This is a genomic window from Petrotoga sp. 9PWA.NaAc.5.4 (genome assembly GCF_002895485.1).
GTDB lineage: Bacteria > Thermotogota > Thermotogae > Petrotogales > Petrotogaceae > AZRK01.
On sequence record NZ_AZRK01000002.1, the window covers coordinates 15744 to 41726 of the forward strand.

General features: G+C 30.6%; 28 protein-coding genes and 2 tRNA genes. 16 read left to right on the forward strand and 14 right to left on the reverse strand.

Translation table 11 applies throughout. The features are described from left to right. Window positions 1-48: 48 nt before the first annotated feature. From X924_RS01515 to X924_RS01535, 5 genes are all read left to right on the forward strand, one after another. Window positions 49-387: a cupin domain-containing protein gene (locus X924_RS01515; protein WP_121957189.1), complete on the forward strand. Its 339-nt coding sequence runs from the start codon at window positions 49-51 to the stop codon at window positions 385-387. 265 nt (window positions 388-652) lie between these two features. After that, complete coding sequence (hcp, locus tag X924_RS01520; RefSeq protein WP_199172605.1) at window positions 653-2284, forward strand: hydroxylamine reductase; 1632 nt, start codon at window positions 653-655, stop codon at window positions 2282-2284. Between the two features lie 316 nt (window positions 2285-2600). Continuing rightward, window positions 2601-3596, forward strand: coding sequence for an Rpn family recombination-promoting nuclease/putative transposase (locus tag X924_RS01525; RefSeq protein WP_121957190.1), 996 nt, complete (start codon window positions 2601-2603; stop codon window positions 3594-3596). A 367-nt stretch (window positions 3597-3963) separates the two neighbouring features. Continuing rightward, a complete protein-coding gene (locus X924_RS01530) occupies window positions 3964-5376 on the forward strand; it encodes a TldD/PmbA family protein (RefSeq protein WP_158245274.1) in 1413 nt (470 codons plus the stop codon). Next, a complete protein-coding gene (locus X924_RS01535) occupies window positions 5376-6707 on the forward strand; it encodes a TldD/PmbA family protein (RefSeq protein ID WP_121957192.1) in 1332 nt (443 codons plus the stop codon). Before X924_RS01530 ends, X924_RS01535 begins: the two co-directional genes overlap by 1 nt. A 34-nt stretch (window positions 6708-6741) precedes the next feature. Here the strand turns inward: X924_RS01535 and rplT are convergent, their stop codons facing one another. The 7 genes from rplT to X924_RS01570 all read right to left on the reverse strand — a co-directional run bounded on the left by rplT (window position 6742) and on the right by X924_RS01570 (window position 10173). Continuing rightward, window positions 6742-7110 (reverse strand): 50S ribosomal protein L20, encoded by a 369-nt coding sequence (gene rplT / locus X924_RS01540; RefSeq protein WP_121957193.1) that lies wholly within the window; start codon window positions 7108-7110, stop codon window positions 6742-6744. Window positions 7111-7154: 44 nt separating this feature from the next. Beyond that, a complete protein-coding gene (locus tag X924_RS01545; protein WP_121957194.1) occupies window positions 7155-7361 on the reverse strand; it encodes a 50S ribosomal protein L35 in 207 nt (68 codons plus the stop codon). Between the two features lie 136 nt (window positions 7362-7497). Beyond that, window positions 7498-8022 carry a translation initiation factor IF-3 gene (gene infC, locus X924_RS01550; protein ID WP_121957195.1) on the reverse strand — a complete coding sequence of 175 codons (525 nt, stop codon included), beginning with the start codon at window positions 8020-8022 and terminating at the stop codon, window positions 7498-7500. A 184-nt stretch (window positions 8023-8206) separates the two neighbouring features. Beyond that, a tRNA-Lys gene (locus X924_RS01555) sits at window positions 8207-8282 on the reverse strand. A gap of 77 nt (window positions 8283-8359) precedes the next feature. After that, a complete protein-coding gene (locus X924_RS01560; RefSeq protein ID WP_121957196.1) occupies window positions 8360-8602 on the reverse strand; it encodes an FmdB family zinc ribbon protein in 243 nt (80 codons plus the stop codon). A gap of 146 nt (window positions 8603-8748) precedes the next feature. After that, window positions 8749-9402, reverse strand: a complete 654-nt coding sequence (locus X924_RS01565) for an N-glycosylase/DNA lyase (RefSeq protein WP_121957197.1) — start codon at window positions 9400-9402, stop codon at window positions 8749-8751. Window positions 9403-9465: 63 nt separating this feature from the next. Then, window positions 9466-10173 carry a hypothetical protein gene (locus tag X924_RS01570; RefSeq protein ID WP_121957198.1) on the reverse strand — a complete coding sequence of 236 codons (708 nt, stop codon included), beginning with the start codon at window positions 10171-10173 and terminating at the stop codon, window positions 9466-9468. Between the two features lie 182 nt (window positions 10174-10355). Here X924_RS01570 and X924_RS01575 point away from each other — a divergent pair, with 182 nt between their 5' ends. From X924_RS01575 to X924_RS01590, 4 genes are read left to right on the forward strand one after another with little or no spacing between them, the layout of a single operon-like run. Continuing rightward, window positions 10356-10808, forward strand: a complete 453-nt coding sequence (locus tag X924_RS01575; RefSeq protein ID WP_121957199.1) for a hypothetical protein — start codon at window positions 10356-10358, stop codon at window positions 10806-10808. Between the two features lie 4 nt (window positions 10809-10812). Beyond that, entirely contained in the window at window positions 10813-11208 is a 396-nt protein-coding gene (locus tag X924_RS01580; RefSeq protein ID WP_121957200.1) for a hypothetical protein, read from the forward strand. Window positions 11209-11219: 11 nt separating this feature from the next. Beyond that, entirely contained in the window at window positions 11220-11510 is a 291-nt protein-coding gene (gene gatC, locus X924_RS01585) for an Asp-tRNA(Asn)/Glu-tRNA(Gln) amidotransferase subunit GatC (protein ID WP_121957201.1), read from the forward strand. Window positions 11511-11533: 23 nt separating this feature from the next. Continuing rightward, window positions 11534-11872: a YraN family protein gene (locus X924_RS01590; protein WP_121957416.1), complete on the forward strand. Its 339-nt coding sequence runs from the start codon at window positions 11534-11536 to the stop codon at window positions 11870-11872. Window positions 11873-11877: 5 nt separating this feature from the next. Here the strand turns inward: X924_RS01590 and X924_RS01595 are convergent. Next, window positions 11878-11949 (reverse strand) — tRNA-Arg (locus tag X924_RS01595). A gap of 182 nt (window positions 11950-12131) precedes the next feature. On the opposite strand from X924_RS01595, the gene X924_RS01600 reads away from it, so the two are divergent. From X924_RS01600 to X924_RS01610, 3 genes are read left to right on the forward strand one after another with little or no spacing between them, the layout of a single operon-like run. Then, a complete protein-coding gene (locus X924_RS01600; protein WP_121957417.1) occupies window positions 12132-12902 on the forward strand; it encodes an MBL fold metallo-hydrolase in 771 nt (256 codons plus the stop codon). Further along, window positions 12902-13750 carry a methyl-accepting chemotaxis protein gene (locus X924_RS01605; protein WP_121957202.1) on the forward strand — a complete coding sequence of 283 codons (849 nt, stop codon included), beginning with the start codon at window positions 12902-12904 and terminating at the stop codon, window positions 13748-13750. The genes X924_RS01600 and X924_RS01605 overlap by 1 nt, the downstream gene beginning before the upstream one ends. A 20-nt stretch (window positions 13751-13770) precedes the next feature. After that, window positions 13771-14997, forward strand: coding sequence for an aminoacetone oxidase family FAD-binding enzyme (locus tag X924_RS01610; protein WP_121957203.1), 1227 nt, complete (start codon window positions 13771-13773; stop codon window positions 14995-14997). Window positions 14998-15010: 13 nt separating this feature from the next. Here the strand turns inward: X924_RS01610 and X924_RS01615 are convergent, their stop codons facing one another. Further along, the gene (locus X924_RS01615) at window positions 15011-16066 is read right to left on the reverse strand and encodes an NAD(P)H-dependent flavin oxidoreductase (protein ID WP_369826011.1); all 1056 of its coding nucleotides are present in this window, start codon (window positions 16064-16066) and stop codon (window positions 15011-15013) included. A 410-nt stretch (window positions 16067-16476) separates the two neighbouring features. On the opposite strand from X924_RS01615, the gene X924_RS01620 reads away from it, so the two are divergent. Genes X924_RS01620 through nadD form a run of 3 tightly spaced genes read left to right on the forward strand, consistent with a single transcriptional unit; the run spans window position 16477 to window position 19359 of the window. Further along, window positions 16477-17448 carry a cation diffusion facilitator family transporter gene (locus tag X924_RS01620; RefSeq protein ID WP_233186554.1) on the forward strand — a complete coding sequence of 324 codons (972 nt, stop codon included), beginning with the start codon at window positions 16477-16479 and terminating at the stop codon, window positions 17446-17448. A gap of 15 nt (window positions 17449-17463) precedes the next feature. Continuing rightward, a complete protein-coding gene (obgE, locus tag X924_RS01625; protein WP_121957205.1) occupies window positions 17464-18789 on the forward strand; it encodes a GTPase ObgE in 1326 nt (441 codons plus the stop codon). Window positions 18790-18804: 15 nt separating this feature from the next. Then, window positions 18805-19359, forward strand: coding sequence for a nicotinate (nicotinamide) nucleotide adenylyltransferase (gene nadD / locus X924_RS01630; protein ID WP_121957206.1), 555 nt, complete (start codon window positions 18805-18807; stop codon window positions 19357-19359). 24 nt (window positions 19360-19383) lie between these two features. Here nadD and X924_RS01635 read toward each other — a convergent pair whose 3' ends face one another. Together X924_RS01635 and X924_RS01640 are read right to left on the reverse strand one after the other, a co-directional pair. Next, window positions 19384-19581: a hypothetical protein gene (locus X924_RS01635; RefSeq protein WP_121957207.1), complete on the reverse strand. Its 198-nt coding sequence runs from the start codon at window positions 19579-19581 to the stop codon at window positions 19384-19386. 327 nt (window positions 19582-19908) lie between these two features. Then, window positions 19909-20526: a cyclodeaminase/cyclohydrolase family protein gene (locus X924_RS01640; RefSeq protein WP_121957208.1), complete on the reverse strand. Its 618-nt coding sequence runs from the start codon at window positions 20524-20526 to the stop codon at window positions 19909-19911. Window positions 20527-20851: 325 nt separating this feature from the next. On the opposite strand from X924_RS01640, the gene X924_RS01645 reads away from it, so the two are divergent. After that, on the forward strand, window positions 20852-23026 hold the full coding sequence (locus tag X924_RS01645; protein WP_199172606.1) for a sodium-translocating pyrophosphatase: 2175 nt from the start codon (window positions 20852-20854) through the stop codon (window positions 23024-23026). A 67-nt stretch (window positions 23027-23093) separates the two neighbouring features. Here the strand turns inward: X924_RS01645 and fabG are convergent, their stop codons facing one another. The 3 genes from fabG to X924_RS01660 form a co-directional block, all read right to left on the reverse strand. Continuing rightward, window positions 23094-23840: a 3-oxoacyl-ACP reductase FabG gene (gene fabG / locus X924_RS01650; protein WP_121957209.1), complete on the reverse strand. Its 747-nt coding sequence runs from the start codon at window positions 23838-23840 to the stop codon at window positions 23094-23096. 198 nt (window positions 23841-24038) lie between these two features. Further along, the gene (fabD, locus tag X924_RS01655; RefSeq protein ID WP_121957210.1) at window positions 24039-24914 is read right to left on the reverse strand and encodes an ACP S-malonyltransferase; all 876 of its coding nucleotides are present in this window, start codon (window positions 24912-24914) and stop codon (window positions 24039-24041) included. Between the two features lie 119 nt (window positions 24915-25033). Next, entirely contained in the window at window positions 25034-25975 is a 942-nt protein-coding gene (locus X924_RS01660; protein ID WP_121957211.1) for a nitronate monooxygenase, read from the reverse strand. Window positions 25976-25983: the final 8 nt, after the last annotated feature.

The following is a 25983-nucleotide window of genomic DNA, read 5'->3' on the forward strand; positions in this document are numbered from 1 at the left end:
TATTTATTATACTTGAATTAAACTAGAAATACAAAAGGGGATAAATATATGCCTAATAAAGAAATCGACAAAGTTTTATTAAATAACGTTTCTATTCTCAAAGATTTAGTTGGTTATCAACAGGGGAATGTTGTCAGTAGAACTATTATTGATAAGCCAACGGGAACAGTAACATTGTTTGCTTTTACTAAAGAACAAGGATTGAGTGAACACACAGCACCTTATGATGCATTAGTTCATGTTTTAGATGGCGAGGCAGAAATTATTATAGATGGAAAATTCTATAATGTTAAAGAAGGAGAAGCAATCATAATGCCAGCAAACCACCCTCATCGATTAACTGCAAAAAATGAATTTAAAATGATTTTAACTATGATAAAGACTTAAAAATATAAATTATTTAATTTTTAGGTACCTTAGAAATGATAATTTTCAAAAAATAAGCTTTTGAATTTAAAATGGGTCCAGGACACAGCCCTCTTCCCTTTCTTTGATACAAGTACTAAAAAAGGTGAAGAAATTAGGAATTAGTAAAGACTAAAAGTAGGAAGGTATTTTGTAAAAAAATCGGTGTTAAAACATATATATAATAAGGATTTTAGAATTTCTAAAGTAAGTATTATTTAATTTTACAAAGGAGGCTTAAACAACAATGGAAATGTTTTGCTATCAGTGTCAAGAAGCTTTGAACAACGAAGGATGTGTATTTTCTGGTATTTGTGGAAAAACATTAGAAACTTCTAATTTACAGGATTTATTGATTTATATATTAAAAGGAGTATCGTATTGGGCAACTAAGGCTCGAGAATTAAACACAGAAGATCTTGATGTGGATCTTTACGTAGCAGAAGGATTATTTGTAACTATAACAAATGTCAATTTTGATGAAGAAAGAATTGTGGAATATATAAATGAAGCTCTTGAAAAAAGAAATATAATAGAAAACAAATTTAAAGAAGCTTATAAAAGGAAATATGGGAAAATATTTAACGAAGAAGTACCTGGTGCGGCAATATGGACTCCTCAAGAGAAAACAAAAGATGAATACCTTGAAAAAGCAGAAGAAATTGGTATTTTATCAGAAGAAAACGAAGATATAAGATCTTTAAAGAGTTTTCTATTATTTGGATTAAAAGGTGTTGCAGCTTATACTGATCATGCGTATGTATTAAAAAATTCTAACGAAGATATTCTCGCTTTCATTGAAAAGGCTTTAGCCCAAAGTTTGCGTGATGATATAACAGCTGAAGAATTAACAAATTTGGTTTTAGAAACCGGTAAATATGCTGTTAATGCTATGGCCTTATTAGATGAAGCAAATACTTCCCGTTTTGGAAATCCAGAAATAACAGAAGTTTACACAGGAACATATGAAGCACCAGCAATATTAGTAAGTGGACACGATCTTTTGGACCTTTATGAAATTTTAGAACAAACAAAAGGTACAGGAATAAAAGTATATACTCATGGTGAGATGCTTCCTGCGAATGCTTATCCAGAACTAAAAAAATATGATCATTTGGTTGGAAATTACGGGGGCTCTTGGTGGAAGCAACAACAAGAATTTGAGGAATTCGGTGGAGCTATAGTCATGACAACTAATTGTATCCAAAAACCAAGAGAATCTTACAAAGACATAATATTTACAACAGGACTTGTTGGTTGGCCAGAAGTAACTCATATTCCAAATAGAAAAGATGATGGACATAAAGATTTTTCACCAGTAATAAAAAAGGCATTAGAAATTGGTCCAATTAAAAAAAGGGAAGGAAAAAAGATTACTATAGGGTTTGCGCATGAACAAACTGTTAAAGTAGCAGACAAAATTGTTGAAGCTGTGAAAACTGGAAAAATATCAAAGTTCTATGTTATGGGTGGTTGTGACGGAAGAAACAAAGAAAGAAATTACTATACGAATTTTGCAAAAGAACTTCCACAAGATACTGTTATTCTTACAGCAGGATGTGCTAAGTACAGATACAACATGCTTGATTTAGGAGATATAGATGGAATACCAAGAGTTATAGATGCTGGACAATGCAATGATTCTTACTCGTTAGTATTAACAGCTCTAAAATTAAAAGAAGCTTTTGGATTAAACGATATTAATGAACTTCCGATTGAATATAACATCGCATGGTACGAACAAAAAGCTGTAGCAGTTTTACTTGCTCTACTTTATATGGGAGTAAAGGGAATAAGGTTAGGTCCAACATTACCTGCTTTTCTTTCTCCAAATGTCTTAGAAACAGTTGCTAAAACATTTGATATTAAAACAATATAGGAAACATCGTATTTGAAAAACAAAAGGCTTTGATTTCTTCAAAGCCTTTTTATTTGGGTGAGCTCTACATGTGTGATAGCTTGATGGTGAAAGTTTGCTATGGGTTTGACAGTGGCAACAATTAGCCAAAGGCAAGTATGTCCATTGTGAGATGGAATCTGTAAGGAAGATATCGGCGAAATCCTGGCCTGATGAACAAGGAGCCCATTTTTTAGATTTATAAATCAAAGAAGATTTTTTATTTCTATGATATAATTTAACTAACAAGAAAATTGTTATTTATTAATCTCAAAATAACTAAAAGAGAGGACAATTAATGAATGAAATAAACAATCCACACGATGCTTTTTTCAAAAGGAACTTTGGAGACATAGAAATAGCAAAAGACTTCTTAAAAAACTATCTACCAAAAAATGTAGCACAAGCGATAGACTTAGAACATATAGAAAAAGAAAATGGAAGTTATGTTGATGAAGAGTTCCAAAATGTGCAATCAGATTTATTATGGAAAACCAAAATAAACAACAATGAAGGATATATATACATATTATTTGAGCACAAGAGTTATAAAGACAAGAAAGTCATATTCCAATTATTAAAATACATGCTCAAAATATGGGAAGAAAAATACGACAAAACGAAAAACAAGATACCAATAATAATACCGATAGTAGTATACCATGGAGAAACGATATGGAACATAGAAACGAATTTAATAAACCTAATTGAAGGAGTCAAAGACATACCCGAAGGAATGAAAAGATACATACCGAGCTATGAATATGAAATATACGACTTTTCGCCGAAATCGAAAGCAAAAATAGCAGGAGAAGCATACACAAGATTAGTAATAGAAGTGATGAGAAGTGCATTTGAAAAAGACAAAGAACGATTTTACAAAGCATTTAAGCTAATGGTAGAACTAACGAACAAAATGCAAGACAAAGAAAAAGCTGATGAAGTATTTGAGATATGTTTAAAATATTTGTTGGATACAAAAGATGACATTGAGATAGAAGAAATGGAAAAAGTAGCAAAAGAAGAATCAGTTGAAAGGGGTGAATTGATAATGTCAATAGCTGAAAAGTTGAGAGAAGAAGGTATTAAAAAAGGTATTGAAAAAGGTATTGAGAAGGGCAAACTTGAAGGAGAAAAGGAAACATTAATAAATCTTCTAAAAGTAAAATATGGCAAAGATTTGACTAAAGAGTTGGAAGAAAAAATAAGAAAAGCAAGCGAAGAAAAGATAAATAAACTAATGGAGAAATTCTTTGAAATCACATTAGACGAACTAAAAGAAATTCTAAAATAAAACCAGGAGATGGGCAGATAGCAGGTCCTTTTATGAAAGCACAATTGGTTCTAAGTTTGAAAGAAAAAGACGTCCAACTCGGACGTCTTATTTTTAGAGTGAACTCTACATGTGTGATAGCTTGATGGTGAAAGTCCGCTATGGGTTTGATAGTGACAACAATTAGTCAAAGGCAAGTATGTCCATTGTGAGATGGAATCTGGAAGGAAGATATCGGCGAAATCTTGGCCTGATGAACAAGGAGCCTTAATAAGACTGAATTGGAATGGAATTTAGCTATATAATTTAGATTTATATAGTAATTGTAGTATAATAAGTATAATAAGGAAAGTTAACTATCTTGAAAAGAAGATTGGAGGGAAAAATAGTGAATTTAAGCAAGCAACAGTATTTAGAAATATTGAATAATTCTTTATCTTCAGGTGGAGAATATTCAGAAATCTTTTATGAAGATGTTTTTGGAACAAATATTTTATATGACAATGGGAAAATAGAAAAAGTTAATTTTTCGAGTAGAAAAGGTGCAAGTATAAGAGTTGTATCAGAAGATGAAACTGTGTTTGCACATACGAACGACCCAACATTTGAAAATCTTAAAAGTTTGGCTGATACTTTAAAAAAGATAGCTTCTGAAAGGTTTAACAGTGAAAGTATCATAAAGGTTGAAAATCTTGAAGAAAAAGAAAAAATAGATTTTTCTCCTTTTAAAATACCATTTGATACGGTATCAATCGATGAAAAAATCGAGAAAGTTCTTAAAGGTGTTAATTTATTAAAAAATGCTGATAAAAGAATAAAACAAATTACTGTTTCTTATTCTGACAGTAGTAGAAAAGTTAAAGTCATAAATTCTGAAGGGAAAATAGTTGAAGATATAAGAAATTACCCTGTTTATTCGGTGATTGTATACGCAGAAGATAACAATGGGAATTTGTACAGAGGATACTCTTCTGATGCAGCTAACATGGGATTCGAATTTTTTACGGATGAAATGATTGAAAAATTAACGAAAGATGTTGTGAGACAGGTAGTTTCACAGATAGAAGGAGAAGATGCTCCGGCAGGTGAGTTTACGGTGGTTCTTTCTTCTGAGGCAGGCGGAACAATGATTCATGAAGCCTGTGGCCATGGAATGGAAGCAGATTTAGTTTTATCTGGTTCTGTTTACAGAGATAAAGTAGGTAAAAAGATTGCTTCAGAAAAAATTAATGTGGTTGATGATGGAACTGATAAAAATAAAAGAGGGACACTTAATTACGATGACGAAGGTACTCCAACAAAAAGGACTGTATTAATAGAAAATGGTATTTTAAAAGGCTATATGCATTCTAAAATAACTGCAAAGAAATTTAATGTTGAATCTACAGGAAATGGGAGAAGAGAGTCTTATATGGTATTGCCGATTGTTAGAATGAGAAATACAATGATTTTGCCAGGTAAGGATAATCCTGAAGATATTATAAAATCTGTAAAGTATGGTATTTTTGTAAGAAAGATGGGTGGAGGTCAGGTTGATGTTATAAGTGGAGATTTTCAATTTGGTGTTGACGAAGGTTATATTATAGAAAATGGAGAATTGAAAAACTCCATTAGGGGAGCAAGTTTAGTAGGTAATGGTTTAAAAGTTCTTGAAAGTATTGATATGGTAGGTAACGATTTGGGTTATGGAGTTGGAACGTGCGGGAAGGATGGGCAAGGGGCGCCTGTGTCAGATGCTCAGCCTACAATAAGAATTCCAAAACTTATTGTTGGTGGAATTGTAAAAGGAGGAAGTAAATAATGACTATAAAACAGATACTTGATAAAGCCATAATTAATTTAGTGAATAAGGGATTAAAAGGTCAAATAAACGTATTTTCAGTTGAAAACAAAATAGCTTCTTTCAGCAATGGAAAATTAGAACAATTAAGTGAAGGCGAAATAGGTAATGTAGGAATTAAAGTTATAACAAAAGACGGAAAAACATCTACTTCTTCAACAAATATATTGACTCAAGAAGGTATAATGCAAGCATTAGAAAAAGCGATTGATATGGTTAAATATACACAAGAAGATGAAGCGAACGATATTTCAGATGATAAAGAATTTACATATATTGATTGGGCCTTTGATATGGACACAAAAGATATGAATTTGAATGAAGTTATGAAACTTGCTGAAAATTTAGAAAAGAAAGCCAAAAATGCGGACGAAAGGATTAAGTTTGTACGTGGTGCAGAGTATGAAACATCACTTACAAGAATATATTTTGTCAATACTAATGGCTTGTATAAAAATGCATTGTTTACAAATGCCTCAAGTTCTGTTAGTTTAGCAGCTATAGAGGGAGAAAAATCTTCTTTCGGTTTTGACTTTGAAGTTGCACAAAGCGTGAGACTCATTGATATAGATAGAATTGTAAAAAACTCGGTAGAATTTGCTATTTCTGGACTTAATGCCGAAGTTTTAAAATCTGGTAGATATGATATAATTATGAGTCCTTTCGCTTCTGCGAACTTCATAGGAACCTTAGTTACTCCTTTATCAGGTGAAAATGTCTATAAAGGGAAATCTTTTTTGAGAGAAAAGTTGAATCAAGAAGTTGCAAATAAAAAAGTTACTCTTATTCATGATCCAATGAATGGTTCTGCTCCTATAATAACTTCTTTCGATAACGAAGGAACAAATACATCGAGATTTAATGTTATTGAAAAGGGCATCTTAAAAACTTATTTACATAATATATATTCGGCAAATAAGTTTGGTGCTAAACCAACTGGTAACGCTTTTTCTTCCGTTAATTCTCCTAATCCTTCGATAGGAACAATTAATTTACACTTTATTGCTAATGAGACAAAAAAAGAAATATTGAATGTTTCAAAAGCTTTGTATGTAACAAATATAATGGGTATGCATACCACTGATCCAAGTTCAGGCAGATTTTCAGTTCAAATAAGTGGAAGAGTTATAGAAAATGGAGAATTTGTAGGTAGTTTTAGAGGGATGACGCTGGCAGGGACTTTATCAGAGTTGTTGAATAATTTAGAAGCTATCGGAACGGATTTTAAATACTTTGGTCCTGTTTCAGGCTCAACGATGTTGATAAAAGATTTAAGTGTAGGTGGAAAATAAAGAAAGGACGGGTAACCGTCCTTTTTTATAATTATTAAGATTGAGTATTTGTTGTAAGCGCTTTTTTCGCAATATCTACATATTGATTGAATGTATCTGAATCATAAATTGCGAGTTCTGAAAGCATTTTTCTATTTATATTAACATTCGCCAATTTTAATCCATGAATAAACTCATTGTATTTCAATCCTTGAGCTCTTGCTGCAGCGTTGATTCTAGTTATCCATAATTTTCTGTAGTTACTTTTTTTCTCTTTTCTACCTGCAAAAGAATATTTACCAGATTTATAAAATTGTTGTCTTGCTAGCTTATAACGTCTGCTTAAAGTTCCTCTATAACCTTTAGCTGCTTTTAAAAATTTCTTTCTTTTTTTTCGGGCATTCACAGATCTCTTTATTCTCATGTTTTGCTCACCTCATTATTTAAGATTTAATTTAAGATAAATTTCTATCCCTTTAAACCAAGAGCTTTTTTTGCATGTTCTTTTAATTCTTTTGGAACTTCTACCTCTTTAGTCAATCTATTCATATGTTTACTACTTTTAAAACCGGTATTGTGTCCTACATGACTTCTATGTCTAAAGATTTTACCTGTCTTTGTCACTTTAAATCTCTTTTTTGCAGAACTTTTAGTTTTTATTTTTATTTTTGCCATTTAATATCCTCCTTAACATAGGTTTTTACTGATTTTAAAATTCTAAGATGTCATAAACCCATAATAAATTAAAAACCTTATTTTTAGAAAATTCACATTTTTAAAGTCAGAATAAATTTGTCCATTTCTTTACTAATTAATTTTTTATTTTTTCATTAATAGGTTCTAAAATAACGTCCATGTCTTTTCCTATAAGTTTTATCTCTCTCGAAACTTTTGCAATATCAGTTGTTTGAGCTATAACCTTCTCTAAAAGTTCTTTTCCTTTATCTTTAAACATAATATCTCTTCCCAAAAACATTACCACAACTCTGACTTTTTGACCATCTTCCAAGAAATCACGGATCTTTTTTAATTTCGTATTAAAATCATGATCGTCTATTCTTAATCTAAACTTCATTTCTTTGACTACTTGTTTTTTCTGTTTTTTCTTTGCTAATTTCTCTTTTTTCTCTTTTTCATATAAATATTTTCCGTAGTCCATCATTCTTGCAACTGGTGGTTTTGAATCAGGAGAAACAAGAACTAAATCAAGGCCTACTTGCTGTGCCATTTTTAAGGCTTCTTTAGTGCTAACTTCACCTACTTTGTTACCATTTTGATCAATCAAAAGAACCTTTCTTGCCTTGATCTCTTCATTTTTAGCGACTTTATCGCTTATATAGAATCACCTTCCTTTAAAATTTACAAAAATAAAATGGGTAACATTACGTCACCCATTTCTAATTTGTATTTTGTTTAATAAACTGTTTAAATAATTTTGGGTACCCCTATCGGATATTATTTACTCCGGAGGTGGGAAGTTCAAATATGGGTGACTTCCACTTAATTAATAATATTTTTGTTGGTGGGCCATGCGGGATTCGAACCCACGACCTACTGATTAAGAGTCAGCCGCTCTACCAACTGAGCTAATGGCCCTAAATACCGAAACCAATTATACAATAAAGAATTAAAAATGTCAACCTTAATGATTAAACAACGTTATAACTTAAAGCTTAATTGGTAACTTTTTCATTAGAAGTTTCATTTTTATTATCCTTTAAAGGAGAATTAGAATTTCCTTTTTTGGAATCCGTTAAATAAAAACCACTACCTTTAAAAGATATTCCAACTTTACCTATCATTTTTTCTGCTTTTCCACCACATAATTCACATGTTATGTCAGGTTTTTCATTCATAGAATGAAGTATTGTAAATTCATATCCACAATTTGAACATCGATATTTATATAATGGCAATTTTTTCCCTCCTTTCAATATATGTTATCGTATTATATAATCAGTATTGCATATGAAATATTTTTTTATTATGTACAAAAAATTCGCTTTCCTGTAGATTTTAGCGAATTTTTATGAATTATATAGTGTAAAAATGTTAAAATTTTTCACTTGTCGATGCTACCTGTTTCTATATACCAAAGATAAAGATCTAATTTTCCTAGAGAAATATGAGAAATTTTAGATAATTCTTTAAGTATATTTTCCATACTTATATATTTTTTCTCATTCCACCCACTTTTAGGGAGATCTTCGATCAAATTATAAGATTTCATTATTCTTAAGATATGTTTATCAATTATGGCTATATTTTCAAAACCAACATTCCTAAGGAAATGACTCGCTTCTTTCCATCCAATTCCTTTTACGTTTTTGACAAGAAATTTTCTTGTTTGATAAACATCTTGCTTTAATAGACTTTTTAAATCTTTAATTATCCATCTATTTTGAATAATATATTTTGCACGAGTGTTAGGAAATCTATGACCAATTTCTTTTAATTTTTTAATTAATTCTTCTTCACTAAACGTTGCAAATCCCGATTTAGAAATAACTTGCTGAGCTTTAATACCGCCTTTTGCTTTCCAGTTTGCCGTCAATATACAAAAACAAAGCTCGCTATATAAATCTAATTTGTCACCTTTTTCGCCAATATTTTTAAATTCTTGAAATCTTTTTTCAACTTGATCTTCTATGCTTTCTTTTAATTTTTCTATTTGTCTTATCAGGGTATAAAATTTATCGGTATCAAAGATTATCATTAAATTTAAATTCCTCCAAAAAAGATACTATCTTAATTCATATTTTTTCAAAAATTAAAAGTGTTAAGATTTTTGTGTACTTTTATTTGTCCGAAAAGCTAGATAAAAACCTATGGTAATATATATTATTAGAACTATAAATATACTAAGAAATTCTGGCTGGCTTAAAAAACTCCATCCTTCTAATAAAGAATTGTCACCAATAACGACAGAAGTATATTTTTCTAAAAGGTATATAGTATAAAAAGATAGAATAAAAGCTCCAAATATTACAGAAAGAGAAGAAATTATAACATTATAATTTTTTGCAAAAGCTATTGTTATTATTATACCTATTACTGCAAAAATTATCCAAGGAATATAAGTAGCTGGAAACGGTAAATTATTTATCCATTCTGCCTGTGAAGAAATGATGAGACTTCCAATAAAATATCCAATTAAACCACCAAGTAAAAATCCTCCCAAAGCAATTGCAACTTTTACAAGATAGTAGAATACAAAAGCTAACAGTATGCTAAGGATTAAAAATACGATAAAATTATAATCACCTACGGAATTAATAAAATTAGCAAAAAAAGGAAGCTTTAATAAATATGGTATAAAAATAGAATAGGACATATATATCCCTAACAGAAAAATGTTGACTTTTGAAGAAATTTTTGGAAATAGCAACAAAAAGATTGAAATTGGTAAAAGAATAAAAATAGAGTTCGTGAGTAAATAATAAAAATTTTCAAATGCTCCATTGATAAAAAAATCAGGTAATTCCATCTCTCCTACTCCTTTTTATTTTTAAAGTATCTGTATCTTGAAAACAAAAATTTTATAGAGTCCTTAGTACAATTTTATTTTACCATATAACTAAAAAAACTAAAAATTAATCAATTTATTTATGTTATAATTAAATTTGAATGATCAGCTTTTAAAAAATATAAAAGAAGGGAAGATCTAAGTTGGGGAAATTAAAAATATCCATTGATGAAGAATTTATAAATTCTTTGATGGATAAGATGATAGAGGAAAACACACAAATACAGGGGTTAAAGAATCTAAATGTTCAATTAAGAGAAAACGGAATAAAATTTCAAATGGAAGTGCGACTTTTAGGTAGAGAATCTAAGCTCGAATCTCTTATCAAAATTTTAGAAAGACCTCAAGATTTGGAAGACGGTAAATTGATTCTTGCTTTAAGTGGAGATGAAGGGGTTAGAAAGATATTAGAAGGAGTTTTTTATATACTTTCAGAGTACAGTGAAGCCATTTATTCAAAAGATTATGAAATTTCTGTGGATTTTAAAAAGATTAAAATAAATCCTATCCTTGATTCATTATTAAGATCTATAAAAATTTCCCAATTTATTCTTAAAGATGGAAAATTTGAAATTGATCTCGAACTTAGGAAGTAGGTAGATGAAGTTGAAAGAGGCAATTTTTGAAGTAGATCAAGAAATGGCAATGGAGTTAATTGCTAAACTTTTGGAAAATAGTAAATTTTCATTTTTAAAGAAAATTTTTACTCATATATCTAAAGTTGTATTTGATGAAAATAAAGTTATATTGCAGATATTAATGTTTAATTATTACTTGAAAATAAAATCTTATCCGAAAAATATTGCTGGTCGTTTTGTTTTTGAACATAATTTACCTTCAAGAATGTTAAAAAGTGAAGATATTCCGGATTTTATAAAAATAGATGAAAAAGAAATTGAAGTTAATGTTCCGGAAAAGCCTTTGATTAAAATTATGAAAATAAAAGAAATGAAGTTGGAAAAAGGAAAATTTAAATTAGTTTTAAATGTTGAATGAGGTGAGAAAATATGCAAATAAACGACGAACTTATAAAAAAACTGGAAAAGTTGTCTAATATTTCATTGAATGAAAAAGAAGAGGAAAGAATAAAAAATGATTTAAATGATTTGCTGAAGTATATGGAAATTCTTAATAATATAAATGTCGAAGAAGTTGATGAAATGATTTCTCCGATTGAAATTTCTGAGTTTATACTTAGAAAAGACGAAGTTGATAAATTTGAAGATAAAGATCTCATTACAAAAAATTTTCCTGAAATTAAGAATGGTTTATTAAGAGTCCCCGGCATACATATATAGCAAATAAAAAGATTGTGTTTTTGATGAATCAAAAAGGAGGAAAATATGAAGATTTGGCAGCTTCTTATTTGTTAAGCAAAGGTTTTTATATTATAGTTAGAAACTTTTTATGCAAATATGGTGAAATTGATATAATTGCTAAAAAAGATGGAATTCTTCATTTTATTGAGGTTAAAGGTGGAATAAATACTTTTGGCGATCCTGCCTATAGAGTAAATGCTAAAAAATTGAATAAGATAATGAAAGTGGGGAACTTTTTTATTAACACTCATAAAAATATTAACTTTGAAGAAGTTCAAATAGATGTAATCTCAGTAACAAATAGTGGAGAAATCCATTATTATCCATCTCAAAGATTATAAAAAAGTGCCCCTGGAAGGAGTCGAACCTTCATTTGCGGATTAGGAATCCACCGTTCTATCCGTTGAACTACAGGGGCTTTTAAATTACAAATTTAATTATAGCAGAATTTTTATTAACTGTCAATTATGAGTGAAAAAGAGACCCTTTTAGCATAATTAGATATATAAGTGGTGCCATATTTTCTTTTTTTGATACAATGTGTTGAATAGATCAATTTTGAATTTAAAGTGAGAAATAATTTTGCAAAAGGAGGAATTAATTTTGAATAATAATGTAATCACATTATTTGACAACGGTGAACATAAATTCATTTTTTTGGGCTCTGAAAGAAAAAGTATTGAAAGTATACCTACAAACCAATATTTGATAATTCATAAAGAAGAAGGCGTGCTGTTAGATCCAGGAGGAGTTCATGTTTTTCCAAGAGTTCTTGCAAGTGTTGTAGAATTTATAGATTTAGGAAAAATCAAACATATTTTCTATACTCACCAAGATCCGGACGTATCTTCTGGTATAACTCTTTGGGATACAGTTGTAGATGCAAAATTTTATATATCTAAGTTATGGGAAAGATTTTTACCTCACTTTGGTGTTTTCAAAAATGATAAAATAGTGCCGATAGAAGACAAAGGCGGCAAAATAAAGTTCAAAGATGGAGAAGAACTAATAATTATTCCGGCGCATTTTCTACATTCAACTGGTAATCTTATTTTATATGATCCATTGTCTAAAATACTTTTTTCTGGAGATATAGGTGTATCTGTATTTCCAAAAAATCAAGAAAAAATATATGTAGAAAACTTCAATGAACATATAAAATATATAGAAGAATTTCACAAAAGATACATGTCTTCTAATATAGCTTGTAAGAAATTGGCAAGTATTATAAAAAAGTATGATATAGATCAAATGGTTCCTCAACATGGAGCTATATACAAAAAACAACAATTCAACGAATTTTTGAAATGGTTTGAGAATATAAAATGTGGGATAGATTTAATAGATAGTATATACGGGAATGAAAAATAATGGATGAAATCGAAAAATATAAAGATACTATAAAATTGTTAGCACAAAGTGTTTATCATGAGAATCTTTTAATTTCCTTCATAGAAAAGCTTGATGAAGTCTTAGGTGAAAGATTTAAGCAAACAAAAAACATGACAACAGATATAGGAAGTAATGTTTTAGAGTTAATTGGAAGCATTAAAGAAACTTCTGATATTATTGATAAAACTGTCAATGAAAGTAATAAAGAAGTTGAAAATATTTCTAATAGAAACAATGAAATAATTTCCAAATTTAGTAATATTGGTAATGATTTTAATGAATTGGAAATTAATATTGCTAATTCTTTAAATACTGTTAGTAATGTTTTGGGGAGTTTTAAAGAAATAGACGACCTTACCGATATAATTAAGAACGTTGCTAAGCAAACAAACATATTATCGATAAATGCCTCAATAGAAGCAGCCAGAGCCGGTGAAATTGGAAGAGGTTTTGCAGTAGTAGCTGAAGAAATTAAAAAACTTTCAACTGAAACTAACAGTGCTTCAAGTAAAATATCTTCCAAAATATCTAGCATAGAGTTGGAAGTTGAAGAAGTTAAAACAATTATTAATAGCTTGAAAAAGATTTTCAGTACTATAACAAAGTCTATAGGATCTGCTCTTGAGGTTTTAGATGCTAACTTAGACTTTATGAAAAGGATGGTTAGTGATTTATTAAAAGAAAAAGAAGATTTAATTGAAAGTACTAATAATCTTGAAAAATCAAAAGAAACTATCAACGAACTAATAAAAAGTATTAATTCTCTCGAAAAAGTGTTAGAAACAGTTCTTTCTATGCAAATTAAGTTAAAAGACATCAACATTTAAACTGAAAAGAGGGATCTTTTATGAAAGTTACTGTAATAGGTGGTGGGGCTTCGGGTTTGATGGCTGCAACCATATCTTCATGGAATGGGGCAGAAGTTAGACTCATTGAAAAAGAAGGTAAACTCGCAAAAAAACTTTTAGCAAGTAGTAATGGAAGAGGGAACTTTTCTAATTTTAATTACGACGAAAGTCATTATTTCAGTAATGATATTTCTTTTGTTAGAAAAATTATTCAAAGGTTTGGGATAGTTCAAACTTTAAGTGTTTTTGAAGAATTAGGAGTTATGTCCAAACAAATTGATTCTAAACTTTTTCCTTATACAGAAAAGGTGAAGGATATAGTTACTCTTTTTTTATACGAACTAAAAAAGAATAATGTTGAAACTATACTTAATTATGAAATAAAAAATATCATAAAGGAAACCGATAAGTTTTTATTAAAAAGTATTAACAAAACTTTTGAATCTGACAGAGTTATCGTAGCAACAGGAGGACTTTCTTCTCCGCAATATGGTTCACATGGAAATATGCTGAATATTCTTGAAAGTTTAGGGCATAGCATCATAAAACCAGTACCGGGTTTAGTTCCATTAAAAATAAAAGAAAACTTGTCTAACGAAACATTTGGTGCTAAACTTACAGGCTCAGCAGTTTTAACAGATGAAACTCAACAAGAAATTTCACCCCGCTATTTTGGAGAAGTTCTCTTTAAAAACAATGCCTTGAGTGGAATTTCTGTATTAGAAATAAGTAATTATGTTCACAATTATTTTGAGGAAAAAAGGCAAATCTTCATAAAAATTGATCCTTTTTTAAATTTTTCTCTTAAAGAATTGTTAGATATTTTGTTAAAAAAAATGGAAACCAGACCTGAAAAACCGCTAAGATTACTTTTAACGAGTATGATAGATGAAAGATTAATCCCATTCTTTTTTCAACGGTTGGGATACGATGATTTAGATATTCCTATAAAGTCTTTGAAGATTAATGATTATGAAACTATCACATATCACTTAAAAAATTGGGAATTTGAGATTGTTGGAACCGAAAATTGGGAAAAATCTCAGGTAACTTTAGGTGGTATAAATACAAAAGAAATTAATGCCACCACTTTAGAATCCAAGATTGTTCCCGGCATGTATTTTGCCGGTGAAATTATGGATGTAGCAGGAGAAAGCGGTGGCTATAATTTGCAATGGGCTTGGTCTACCGGTTATATATCAGGAGACAGTGCTTCTATAAGTTGATTTAAAATATCGTTTATATTTCTTGAAATAAATAGTTAATTACATCTTTTACGGTAGAAATTTTATTTATTTTATATCCGTATTGGCCAGTAAAGACAAATCCTTCGTCTAAATTACCTTTTGCAGCGTTTAAAAGAGCTTGAGCTATACAATAAGGAGCATCAAAAACATTACACGTTTTAATACAATGGAAATTACATATAAATGGTTTTCTTATCCCTGCTTCTACTTCTTCTATAAATTTGTTTTTGATAGCTCTTCCTGGTAAACCAACGGGACTTTCAATAATTACTATATCTTCTTCTTTAGCATTAATTAAAGCTTCTTTAAACTTTATATCTGCATCGCATTCTTTTGTAGCAATAAATGGTGTGCCTACTTGAATGCCGCTTGCTCCAAGTGAAAACATTTGTCTCACTTTTTCTGGAGTATCTATACCTCCAGCGGCTATTACAGGTACTTCTTTACCATAATTTTTCTTTATTTCTTCGGTGAAATCTACTAGTTGAGGAAGTGTTGCCTCTAATTGATATTCTTTTTTATTTAAATTTTCTTTTTTGTATCCAAGATGTCCCCCGGCTTTTGGTCCTTCCAAAACAAATGCATCCGGAATATATTTGTAGTTATTCCACCATTTTTTAAATATGATTTGAGCTGCTTTTAGAGATGATACAATTGGAACTAATTTAGTTTTTGAGGTTTCTTCAAGAAAAGAAGGCAAATTTAACGGTAACCCTGCTCCTGAAATGATCAGGTCAATTTCTTCTTTTATAGCAGTAGTTACGAGTTCTTTATAATCTGTCAAAACAGTCATTATATTGACACCAATTATGCCTTTAGTTTTTTCCCGAGCTTTTCTAATAACTTTCTTTAAACCTTCCATATTAGCTTCTTTAACGTTTTTCACGTGATTATCATCCAATAATCCTATCCCTGCTGTTCCTATTATTCCTATCGCCCCTTCATTTGCTACTGCTGATGCGAGATTATCCAGTGAAATTCCAACCGACATTCCACCTTGAATAAGAGGTATTTTTGGTATTAATCCGTTTATATTTAAACTTTTAATATTATTCACTCTCCTTTTAATCTCTGCACTACTCACTTTAGAAATTACAAAATCCTTATTATATGTATGTCTTAACGTTGGTTTTTTTACAAAACATCTCCCCTTCTAATCCTCACTAATTCTTAATTTCTTTAGTTTTTCGATACTTGTACCGAGGGAAGCTCCGCCATTCCTCTTCTACGAAGGGGTAAATGTAATAGAAATTCCCCTCAGCTTATTTTCTGAAAATTTTCATTTCTAAAGTCTCTAATCTCTACACTACTCTATTATACCACAACAAGGTTTTTTATGGTATAATATATGTCTGTATTAATAAAATAAAAACTTTAAAAATGAAGACTTTAGAGTAACGGTGTTTTGAATTTATAATGAGTCGAAGGTAATGTTTTGTAAGTTAAGGAGATTTTATAGTGATTGAAAATTCAAAAAAAGAGCAAATTTTTAATAATTCAGAAAGAGAAAAAGCCGCAGTTAAAGCCTCATGGATAGGAGTATTTATAAATGGTTTATTGGCTTTTTTAAAGTTATTAATAGCTTTCTTTACGGGAAGTATAGCTATTTTGGCTGATGGAATAGATACAGCTACTGATATTATGACATCGTTTTTAACTTTGATAGCTTCTAAAATTTCTAGTAAGCCGGCAGATGAAAGCCATCCTTTTGGTCATGAACGTGCTGAAACTATAGTTACTAAAGTAATGTCTTTAATAATCATTTATGCTGGTGTCCAAGTTTTAATAGGAGCTATTGAAAGCCTTGTTAAGGGAGAAGCATTTATCGAAAGCCCGTTTTTGGTTTTTTGGATTTCCTTGATTTCTATCATCACTAAGTTTGCACTGTATAGATATAAGTATGTAATTGGCAATAAAATAAGGAGTTCTTCGTTAGTTGCTGATGCGTTAAATATGAGAAATGACATCTTAACTTCTTTGTCTGTTTTGATTGGTATATTATGTTATATATTTTTAGACATTAAATGGGTAGATCCAGTTGTTGCTATAATCGTATCCATTTTTATTTTTAAAGTAGGAATTGAAATGTTTATAGAAACATCTGATGAGTTCATGGGTAGTTCAAGAGAGTTAGGAGAAATATATTCTAATATTTTAGAAGTGGTTGAAAAGTTTGAAGATGCACATAATCCTCATAAAATAAGGGTAAGAAAATCTGGATATGTGTATTTTATAGAGATGCATATAGAAGTAAATGGTGAAATGACAGTCAAAGAAGCTAATAATTTAGCATATAAAATAGAAAATGAATTGAAAAATATGAATCCATATATAAAAGATGTAATAATTCACGTTGAGCCATTGGGAAATGTTGAAGTAGAAGAATTTGGTCTCGATAAAAGTTCTATAAAAAGAATTTTTAACAAATAGATGGAGGTGTAGTTTTTGATTGGAGATTTTTTAGATGAAGCGATTATTAAAGTGCAGGCAGGAAAAGGAGGAGACGGAGCAATAAGTTTTAGAAGAGAAAAGTATGTAGAAAAAGGTGGGCCTGATGGAGGAGATGGAGGAGATGGAGGCTCTATTATAATAAAATCAACTTTAAATAAAAATACTTTAATAGATTTTAAGTATAAAAAGATATTCAAAGCTGCAAATGGAGAAAATGGAAAAAACAAAAAGAGATTCGGAAAATCCGGTAAAAATTTAATAATAGAAGTACCAGTTGGTACATGTGTTTACGATCAAGAAAATAACGCTTTGATTGCAGATATGAAACATCCAGAACAATATGTTGTAGTTGCAGTAGGTGGCAAAGGTGGCCGCGGAAATGCAAAATTTGCCACATCTACATTACAAGTTCCACAAATTGCAGAAAAAGGTATAAAAGGTGAATCGAAAACTTTAAAATTAGTTTTGAAAATTGTAGCTGATGTTGGTTTGATAGGATATCCAAATGTTGGAAAATCTACACTTATATCGAAAATATCTGAAGCAAAGGTAGAAATAGCGGATTATCCTTTCACAACAATAACTCCAAATCTTGGTGTTGTAAAGCTAAAAGATAACACTTCTTTTGTTGTAGCGGATATACCAGGATTAATAGAAGGCGCACATCTTGGGAAAGGTTTAGGAGACAAATTTTTGAGACACGTTGAAAGATGTTTGGCAATTGTACATATAATAGATATCTCGGGGTTAGAAAGAGAAGATCCTGTTGAGGATTATTATGCAATAAGAAAAGAATTGGAAAGTTTTTCTTATGTTCTTTCACAAAAGAAAGAACTAATTGTGGCAAACAAAATGGATACAGTTGAAAAAGAAGAATTAGAAAGGAAACTTTCTGACTTTAAAAGTAGAACGGGTAAAGAAATTTTTCCTATTTCTGCTTATACTGGAGAAAATATCAATATTTTTATAGAAAGAGTATGGGATTTAATGAAGCAGGAAAAAATTGCTTTACAAAAAAACCTTGAAAGAAAGCTAAAGAAGTTTGAAAAACCCAAGTTAAAAATAACTCCTGTGAAGTTTGAACCTGATTCGCATTTTAGAATAAATATTGTAAAATTGGGGGAAGAAGTTTTTGAAGTTGCGGGTGAAAGTGTTGAGAAATTACTTGCAAGATATGATATAAACCAAAAAGATTCACGATTATTAATTTTAGACACGTTAGAGAAAAATGGATTAACTAAGATACTTATGGAATCAGGTGTAAAAGAAGGAGATACTGTATATATAGGGGATTTTGCGTTTGAATATATTCCGGATTAAGTAAGGAGAAATGATATGATAATTATTTTTGGTGGAAGTTTCAACCCCCCACACATAGCTCATAGAATAATTGCTGAGTTTGCTTATGATGAATTTCAACCTGAAAAATTTTTTGTTATACCAGCTTTTTCTCCTCCGCATAAAAAAGAAGAGTTCATAGAAAAGTTTGATGTTAGATTTTCATGGTGTCAAAAAGTTTTTTACGAAAGTTACTTTGATGTAAGTGACTTAGAAGCAAAATTATCTTCTCCTTCTTACACTATAAAAACTGTGGAATATTTATCCAAAACATACAAAAACATAAATCTACTAATAGGAGAAGACTCGTTAAGAAACTTTATGAAATGGTATCGATGGAAAGATATTATCAAAAAAGTAGAGTTAATAGTTTATCCAAGGTATTGTGATCATTCTGGCTTTAAAAATTCTAACTTAAACTTCAAAAAATTAGAAAGTCCTATATTAGAGATATCTTCGTCATATATAAGAGAAAGAGTAAAAAGACAAAAAACAATAAAAGGATTAGTAGATGATAAAATTTTAGAAGAAGTTGTAAAATCTTACACATAAAAGCCAGCGTTTGAATGCTGGCTTTTATGTTTCTAATTCGTTTTCTATTTCATTTAATTTGGATTCTATTTCTTCTAGCTCCTTATTAATTCTTCCCCATTCATTTTCTAACGATTCGTCATGTTCATAGGGTCCCATATATTTTTCGATAGATATTTTTTCTGCTTCTAATAGCTTTTTCTTTTTAATTAATTCTTCTTTAAGCTTCTTTTTATCTTCCATATTTTTATCCCTCCTTAAGTGATTTTTTTCTCATATACTACCTTTAAAAACATAAAATTACGAACCCTTTGGTACTTGTGCCGAATAAATGGGGGAGGGCTCCGCCCTGGACCCATTTTAAATTCAAAATCTCATTTTAAAAAATTCTCATTTCTAAATTGTCTATGATTTTTTTCTCATATAGTTTTAAAAGACCGCTTCTTTTCCTTATTATACGAAATTTAAATGATTTTTCAAAATTTGATAATATAAGAAAGAGCACGCTAAACAAGAATAATTATCTTTATTTAACTTTAAATGCAAATAAATAAAAAAAATTGAGAAAAATTATAAAGTAACTTCCGAAATAATTCTGAGTTCCAAAAAATTTGCTTCGGTTTCCATATTTTCAATTTTTCTTTTCAATTCTTTGACAAATTCTTGATCTTTTAATAGTGGCAAGTTTATTTTTACATTATAAATTCCACTGATTACAGCGGTTTTTGCCATTATACCAGCAATTGCTGCATCACTTAAAGCCATTTTATATCCTTTTTTTACTATTATTTCCGTTAATTCCATAACTTCCAAAGCATCTTGTGCTATTTTTAAAGGAGTTAAGGTAGCTTCTTTAGTAGCTTCTTGAATTTTTTCTTCACGTATTTTTTTCTCTTCTTCCGTGTTTTTAGGCAATTTAAGTGCTTCGATTACTTTGTTGAAAGCTTTGGCGTCTTCTTCCATTTCCTCTAAAAATTTGTTTTGGTATTCTTCTAACAAACTATAGACTTTTTTTATTTCTTCTTCTACGTCCATATACTTTTTCTTTCCGATAGTTAGATTTGATACCATACATCCTAAACTTGATGCTAATGCTCCAGCAAGCGCAGCTACACTTCCTCCCCCTGGTGTTGGTTCTTTTGAAGAAAGTTTTTCTAAAAATTCTTTAATTGTTATGTTTGAGAACAAATTGTATTCCTCCTTTTGGGTTATTTTAGTTTCTCAAAAGTTTAACCGCTTGAACTCATTTAAATTCAAAATCTTCTTTTAGAAAAATAAATTAATTTATACTATTTTATCAAATTAAAAGTAATATAAAACACTTAGAAAAACTGTGTTATTTTAGAATAATAGGTATTAATCGTTTATAATTTATCATAATCGTTTAAAATCAATGATGAATGTTTATCAAATAAATGATATAATAGAATGGGGTATTGTGTTAAATAGTTATCTTAAAGCAGTTTATCTCTGTATAAAACTTACAAAAAAACGGTGTTGTGGAGGTGAAATAGTGGGAGCTCTATGGGTTTTTGCATTAATTCCAGTTTTTGCTTTAATATTCGCACGTATAAATTTTAAGCAAGTTGTAGCTTTAGACGAAGGTACCGAAAGAATGCAGCATATTGCGCAAGCAATTAGAGTTGGTGCTAATGCCTTTGTCAATCATGAGTTAAGGGTTTTATCGATTTATGGTTTTGTTATCGCTTTAGTTTTAGCTATTGTGATTGAATGGTATGTTGGTATTGCATTTGTTATGGGAGCTTTTATGAGCGCATTAGCGGGATACATAGGTATGAAAATAGCGACCTATGCTAACGTTAGAGTTAGTAATAAAGCCCGGACGGAGAAAGATATCGGTAAAACTTTGAAAGTAGCTTTTCAAGGCGGTAGTGTTATGGGGCTTTGTGTTTCAGGGTTAGCTCTTTTAGGATTATTTTTGGTTTATATAATTTTTGGAAATTGGTTAGGACAACTTTCACCAGAAAATATTATTATAAAGGTTAATTGGTTGGGGATTAATTATATACCTTTTACAATGACAGTTTCTGGGTATGCTCTTGGTTGTTCAATAATAGCTATGTTTGATAGGGTTGGTGGAGGAGTTTATACAAAAGCTGCGGATATGGGGGCAGACTTGGTAGGTAAAACAGAATTGGCTCTTCCTGAAGACGATCCAAGAAATCCTGCAACTATTGCAGACAATGTTGGAGATAATGTAGGAGATGTCGCAGGTCTTGGAGCAGATTTATTAGAAAGTTATGTTGGAGCAGTAATATCTGCTATAGTGTTGATTTTATATACTTCCTTTTTGTTGGGGGTTGAAAATTTAACATATGATTCTACTATAAAATTAACGTATTTTCCAATATTGTTTATTTCCATTGGGTTAATCGCATCTATGATCGGTATTTTATATATTATTGTAAGAAAACCCACAAAAAATCCTCATAAGGATTTGAATACTTCACTTATGACATCTGCATTTTTAACGATAATAATTACATTTTTTCTGTCACTTTTTTATCTTAGCAGTATATCATCTTTAGAATTTCAAAATGTTGGATTTAGGTTGGGAGCATTTTCGCCTTGGTTAGCAGCTGTAATAGGAATAGTTGATGGAATATTAATGGGATTTGTTGCTGAATACTATACGAACGACGAATACCATCCTACAAAAGAACTCAGTGAATTTGCAAAAGGTGGTCCAGCTATAGTAATAACAAAGGGCTTGGCTCTCGGAATGGGAAGTGTACTTCTTCCTGTTTTCCTATTGATGTTAGGTATCTTGATATCGTTTGAAATTGCTGGATTATACGGCGTAGCTATGGCTGCTTTAGGGATGCTTTCTTTTGTCGCAACAACCGTTTCTGTTGATTCTTATGGACCTATTGCTGATAATGCTGGTGGAATAAGTGAAATGGCGAAACTGCCACCAGAAGTTAGAGAAATAACAGACAAATTAGATGCTGTAGGAAATACAACAGCTGCGATAGGAAAAGGATTTGCCATAGGTTCTGCAGCCTTAGCTGCACTTGCTTTATTTGCTTCTTTTGTGTTTTCACAGGCAGGACCTGCTGATGAAGGAATTGGTCATTTAGAAAATATTTTACTTTTGAATATGATGGATTCACGAACTATAGCAGGAGCAATTTTTGGAGCTGCGTTACCTTACTTTTTTAGTGCTTATTTGATTAACGCTGTAGTTAACGCTGCTAATAAGATGGTTGATGAAGTTAGAAGGCAATTCAGAGAAATTCCAGGATTGATGGAAGGAAAAGTCGACCCTGATTACGAAAGATGTATTAGAATAAGCAGTGAGGGAGCATTGAGCCAAATCAAAATGCCGGCTTTAATCGCAACTTTGACTCCTATCATTTCTGGTTTTATATTAGGTCCTAATTTTGTTGGAGGTCTTTTAATAGGTACGACTCTAAGCGGTGTTATGCTGGCAATTTTTACTGCAAATTCTGGCGGTGCTTGGGATAATGCTAAGAAAAGAATCGAATCAGGCGGCGTTGAGGGCGAAGCTAAAGGGACAGATGCCCATAAGGCAACTGTCGTAGGAGATACAGTGGGAGATCCTTTAAAAGACACAGTTGGTCCTTCGCTTGATATTTTAATAAAAATAATGGCAGTTACTTCTTTAATAACAGTTTCTATATTTAAAGTTTATCATTTATTTTAAGATAAAAAATTGCTTGTAAATAAAAACCGGATGCCAAAGATTGCATCCGGTTTTTTTAAAAATAAATTTATATTCTTAATCCCCCATCTATTCTTATTACTTGACCTGTTATGAAAGATGAGTCGTCACTTGCTAGGAAAACCGCTAATTTTGCTATGTCTTCTGGTTCCCCAAGTCTTTTCAGGCATGTATTATCAACGACATAATTAATAATTTCTTCTTTTAAACTTTTTGTCATTCCCGTTCTTACAAAACCAGGAGCGATTGCGTTGACTCTAATATTTTCACCTTTCATTGTTAACTCTTTTGCCCAAGATTTTGTCATTCCAATTATTCCAGCTTTTGCGGCAGAATAATTGGTTTGGCCTATATTTCCTTCTATTCCAACAACACTTGCCATGCTTATAATATTTCCATATTTTTGTTTTCTCATAGCTCTTGCCACGGCTTTTGTTACTACAAAAGTACCTTTTAAGTTAACCTCTATAACTTTGTCAAAATCTTCTTCTTTCATTATAACAAGGAAATTATCTTTAGCCATTCCCGCATTATTTACTAAAATATCTATTCTTTGATATTTATCAACTATTTCATTAATTATCTCATTTATTTTTAATGAATCAGTAATATCGGCATGATAATAAACAAAGCTGCCTTCTGGAAAATCTGTTTTTTCATTTTCATTTATTTGAGGGGATTCATCAACAGAAATTGCAATTACTTTAGCTCCTTCTTTTATAAAAAAGCGGGAAATTTCTTTTCCTATTCCAGTGGAACCACCTGTTACAATAGCAATTTTATCTTTTAGTTTCAAAGGATAAACCTCACTTTCTTTTTAAATATACTCACTTTAGTTAAGTTTTGCCAATCTTTTAGTTTTAAATTTTTTCAAAAATATCTCCATAACTCTAATACTTACTAACTATGAATTTCTTTAACTTCTTCGCTACGTGTAGCGAAAGAGAGGGGGAGGGCTCTGCCCTGGACCTGTTATAAAATCAAATACTTATTTTTAAATATTAACCAGTTTAACTTCTTTATTTATTTGCTTTATAAATTTGGTTAAAACATTAGTTGGACCAATTTCTATGAATTCATCTACTCCATTTTTTATGCACTCTTCAACACAATCGATCCATCTAACAGGTGAAGTTATTTGTCTTATAATGTTTTCTTTTATTATTTCTGGATCAGTTTCAAATTTAGCAGTGACATTCTGAACAACGGGAACAATCGGTTTCATAAATTTTATATGGCTTATCTTTTGTCTTAATCTTTCTTCAGCCGCTTTCAAAAATTTGGAATGAAAAGGGCCGCTAACGTTTAGAGGAATTACTCTTTTTGCGCCATTTTCTTTAAGTTTTTCCATGGAAATAGTTAATTCTTCCATTTCACCACTTATCACAATTTGAGAAGGAGAATTATAATTTGCAATTTGGACATTTGGATAATTTTCTAAAACTTTTTCAATTTCATGAGCGTCCATTCCTATGACAGCAGCCATTCCACCTTTTCCAGGTTCGTATGCTTCACTCATGTAAAGTCCACGATAATATACCGCTTCGACAGCATCCTCAAAACTTATAACATTAGCTGCCAATATAGCTGTCCACTCTCCTAATGAATGACCAGCTACGACATCAGGTTTTAAACCTTGCTCAAGGGCATATAAATATTTTATATAACTCACAACGAGAATGGCTATTTGAGCATTTTGAGTTAAAGTTAATTCTTTTTCATCATTTCCAAATATAATACTTTTAATATCGACTCCTATTTTGTCTTTTACCTTTTCAAAATATATATTATATTCAGGCCTTTTTTCTAAGATATCTTTTCCCATACCTAAATACTGTGATCCTTGTCCTGTAAATACAAAGCATTTCAATCAATATCACCTCCAAGGAATACTATTTACTCACTTTGGAAATTTTAAAACTCGCTATAAATTCAAAAGATTATTTTACGAAACGCTTCATTTCTAAAGTCTCTAATACTATTTCAAATTTAACGAGTTTCGCTTTCAACAATTTGATTTTTTTCAAGATATGACATTATGTCATCTATAACTTCTTTTACACTTTTTATTTCGTTTATCAAGCCAACGGATTGTCCAGCCATAAAAGAGCCGTGTTCTTCGTCTCCATATACAAAAGCCTTCATTAGACTTCCAACCAATGCTTCTTCAGCTTCTTCAGGAGAAGAGGATTCCAGTTTTGCAATCTTTTTTCCGAAAGGTGTTTTAATTATTCTAGCTGGATGCCCCATTTTTTGCCCTGTTATAATTGTATCTCTTATTCCAGCTTCTAATATTTTTCTTTTATAAGTTTCATGAGCTTCACATTCATAAGTTGCTATGAATCTCGTTCCCATTTGTATAGCTTCAGCCCCTAAAACAAAGGCAGCTAAAGCTCCTGGACCATCAGCAATTCCCCCGGCAGCTATAACTGGAACAGAAAGTATACTGGCAAGTTTTCTAACTAACACCATTGTTGTAACATCTCCGATGTGTCCACCGCATTCCATTCCTTCGCCTATAATAGCATCAGCACCAGCGTTTTCTAATCTCAAAGCAAGATTTTCGGATGATACAACAGCTAATGTTGTTATACCATTATCTTTCAATTTAGGTATATACTTACTTGAATTTCCAGCTCCTAAGATTGCTACAGGTACCTTTTCATTTATTATTAAATCTATTACTTCATCAATATGAGGATTAAGCATGATCACATTAACGGCATACGGTTTATCCGTTAATTGTTTTATTGTATCAATCTGTTTTTTTAATAAAGAAGCATCCATATTTCCAGAACCTATAGTACCCAATCCTCCTGCATTAGAAACAGCTGCCGCTAACTTTGCGGTACCAACCCATGCCATGCCACCTTCTAAAATAGGATATTTTATATTTAATAATTGAACAATTTTATTGTTTGTTAATTTCACCAAAATAC

Excerpts from the sequence above, each read along its gene's own strand:
- gatC (WP_121957201.1), top strand. The coding sequence starts at position 11,220 with ATGCAAATAAACGACGAACTTATAAAAAAACTGGAAAAGTTGTCTAAT.
- X924_RS01535 (WP_121957192.1), top strand. The coding sequence starts at position 5,376 with ATGACTATAAAACAGATACTTGATAAAGCCATAATTAATTTAGTGAAT.
- nadD (WP_121957206.1), top strand. The coding sequence starts at position 18,805 with ATGATAATTATTTTTGGTGGAAGTTTCAACCCCCCACACATAGCTCAT.
- X924_RS01565 (WP_121957197.1), bottom strand. The coding sequence starts at position 9,402 with ATGATAATCTTTGATACCGATAAATTTTATACCCTGATAAGACAAATA.
- X924_RS01605 (WP_121957202.1), top strand. The coding sequence starts at position 12,902 with ATGGATGAAATCGAAAAATATAAAGATACTATAAAATTGTTAGCACAA.
- X924_RS01580 (WP_121957200.1), top strand. The coding sequence starts at position 10,813 with ATGAAGTTGAAAGAGGCAATTTTTGAAGTAGATCAAGAAATGGCAATG.
- X924_RS01635 (WP_121957207.1), bottom strand. The coding sequence starts at position 19,581 with ATGGAAGATAAAAAGAAGCTTAAAGAAGAATTAATTAAAAAGAAAAAG.
- hcp (WP_199172605.1), top strand. The coding sequence starts at position 653 with ATGGAAATGTTTTGCTATCAGTGTCAAGAAGCTTTGAACAACGAAGGA.
- X924_RS01515 (WP_121957189.1), top strand. The coding sequence starts at position 49 with ATGCCTAATAAAGAAATCGACAAAGTTTTATTAAATAACGTTTCTATT.
- X924_RS01590 (WP_121957416.1), top strand. The coding sequence starts at position 11,534 with ATGAATCAAAAAGGAGGAAAATATGAAGATTTGGCAGCTTCTTATTTG.
- X924_RS01610 (WP_121957203.1), top strand. The coding sequence starts at position 13,771 with ATGAAAGTTACTGTAATAGGTGGTGGGGCTTCGGGTTTGATGGCTGCA.
- X924_RS01570 (WP_121957198.1), bottom strand. The coding sequence starts at position 10,173 with ATGGAATTACCTGATTTTTTTATCAATGGAGCATTTGAAAATTTTTAT.
- rplT (WP_121957193.1), bottom strand. The coding sequence starts at position 7,110 with ATGAGAATAAAGAGATCTGTGAATGCCCGAAAAAAAAGAAAGAAATTT.
- X924_RS01525 (WP_121957190.1), top strand. The coding sequence starts at position 2,601 with ATGAATGAAATAAACAATCCACACGATGCTTTTTTCAAAAGGAACTTT.
- X924_RS01545 (WP_121957194.1), bottom strand. The coding sequence starts at position 7,361 with ATGGCAAAAATAAAAATAAAAACTAAAAGTTCTGCAAAAAAGAGATTT.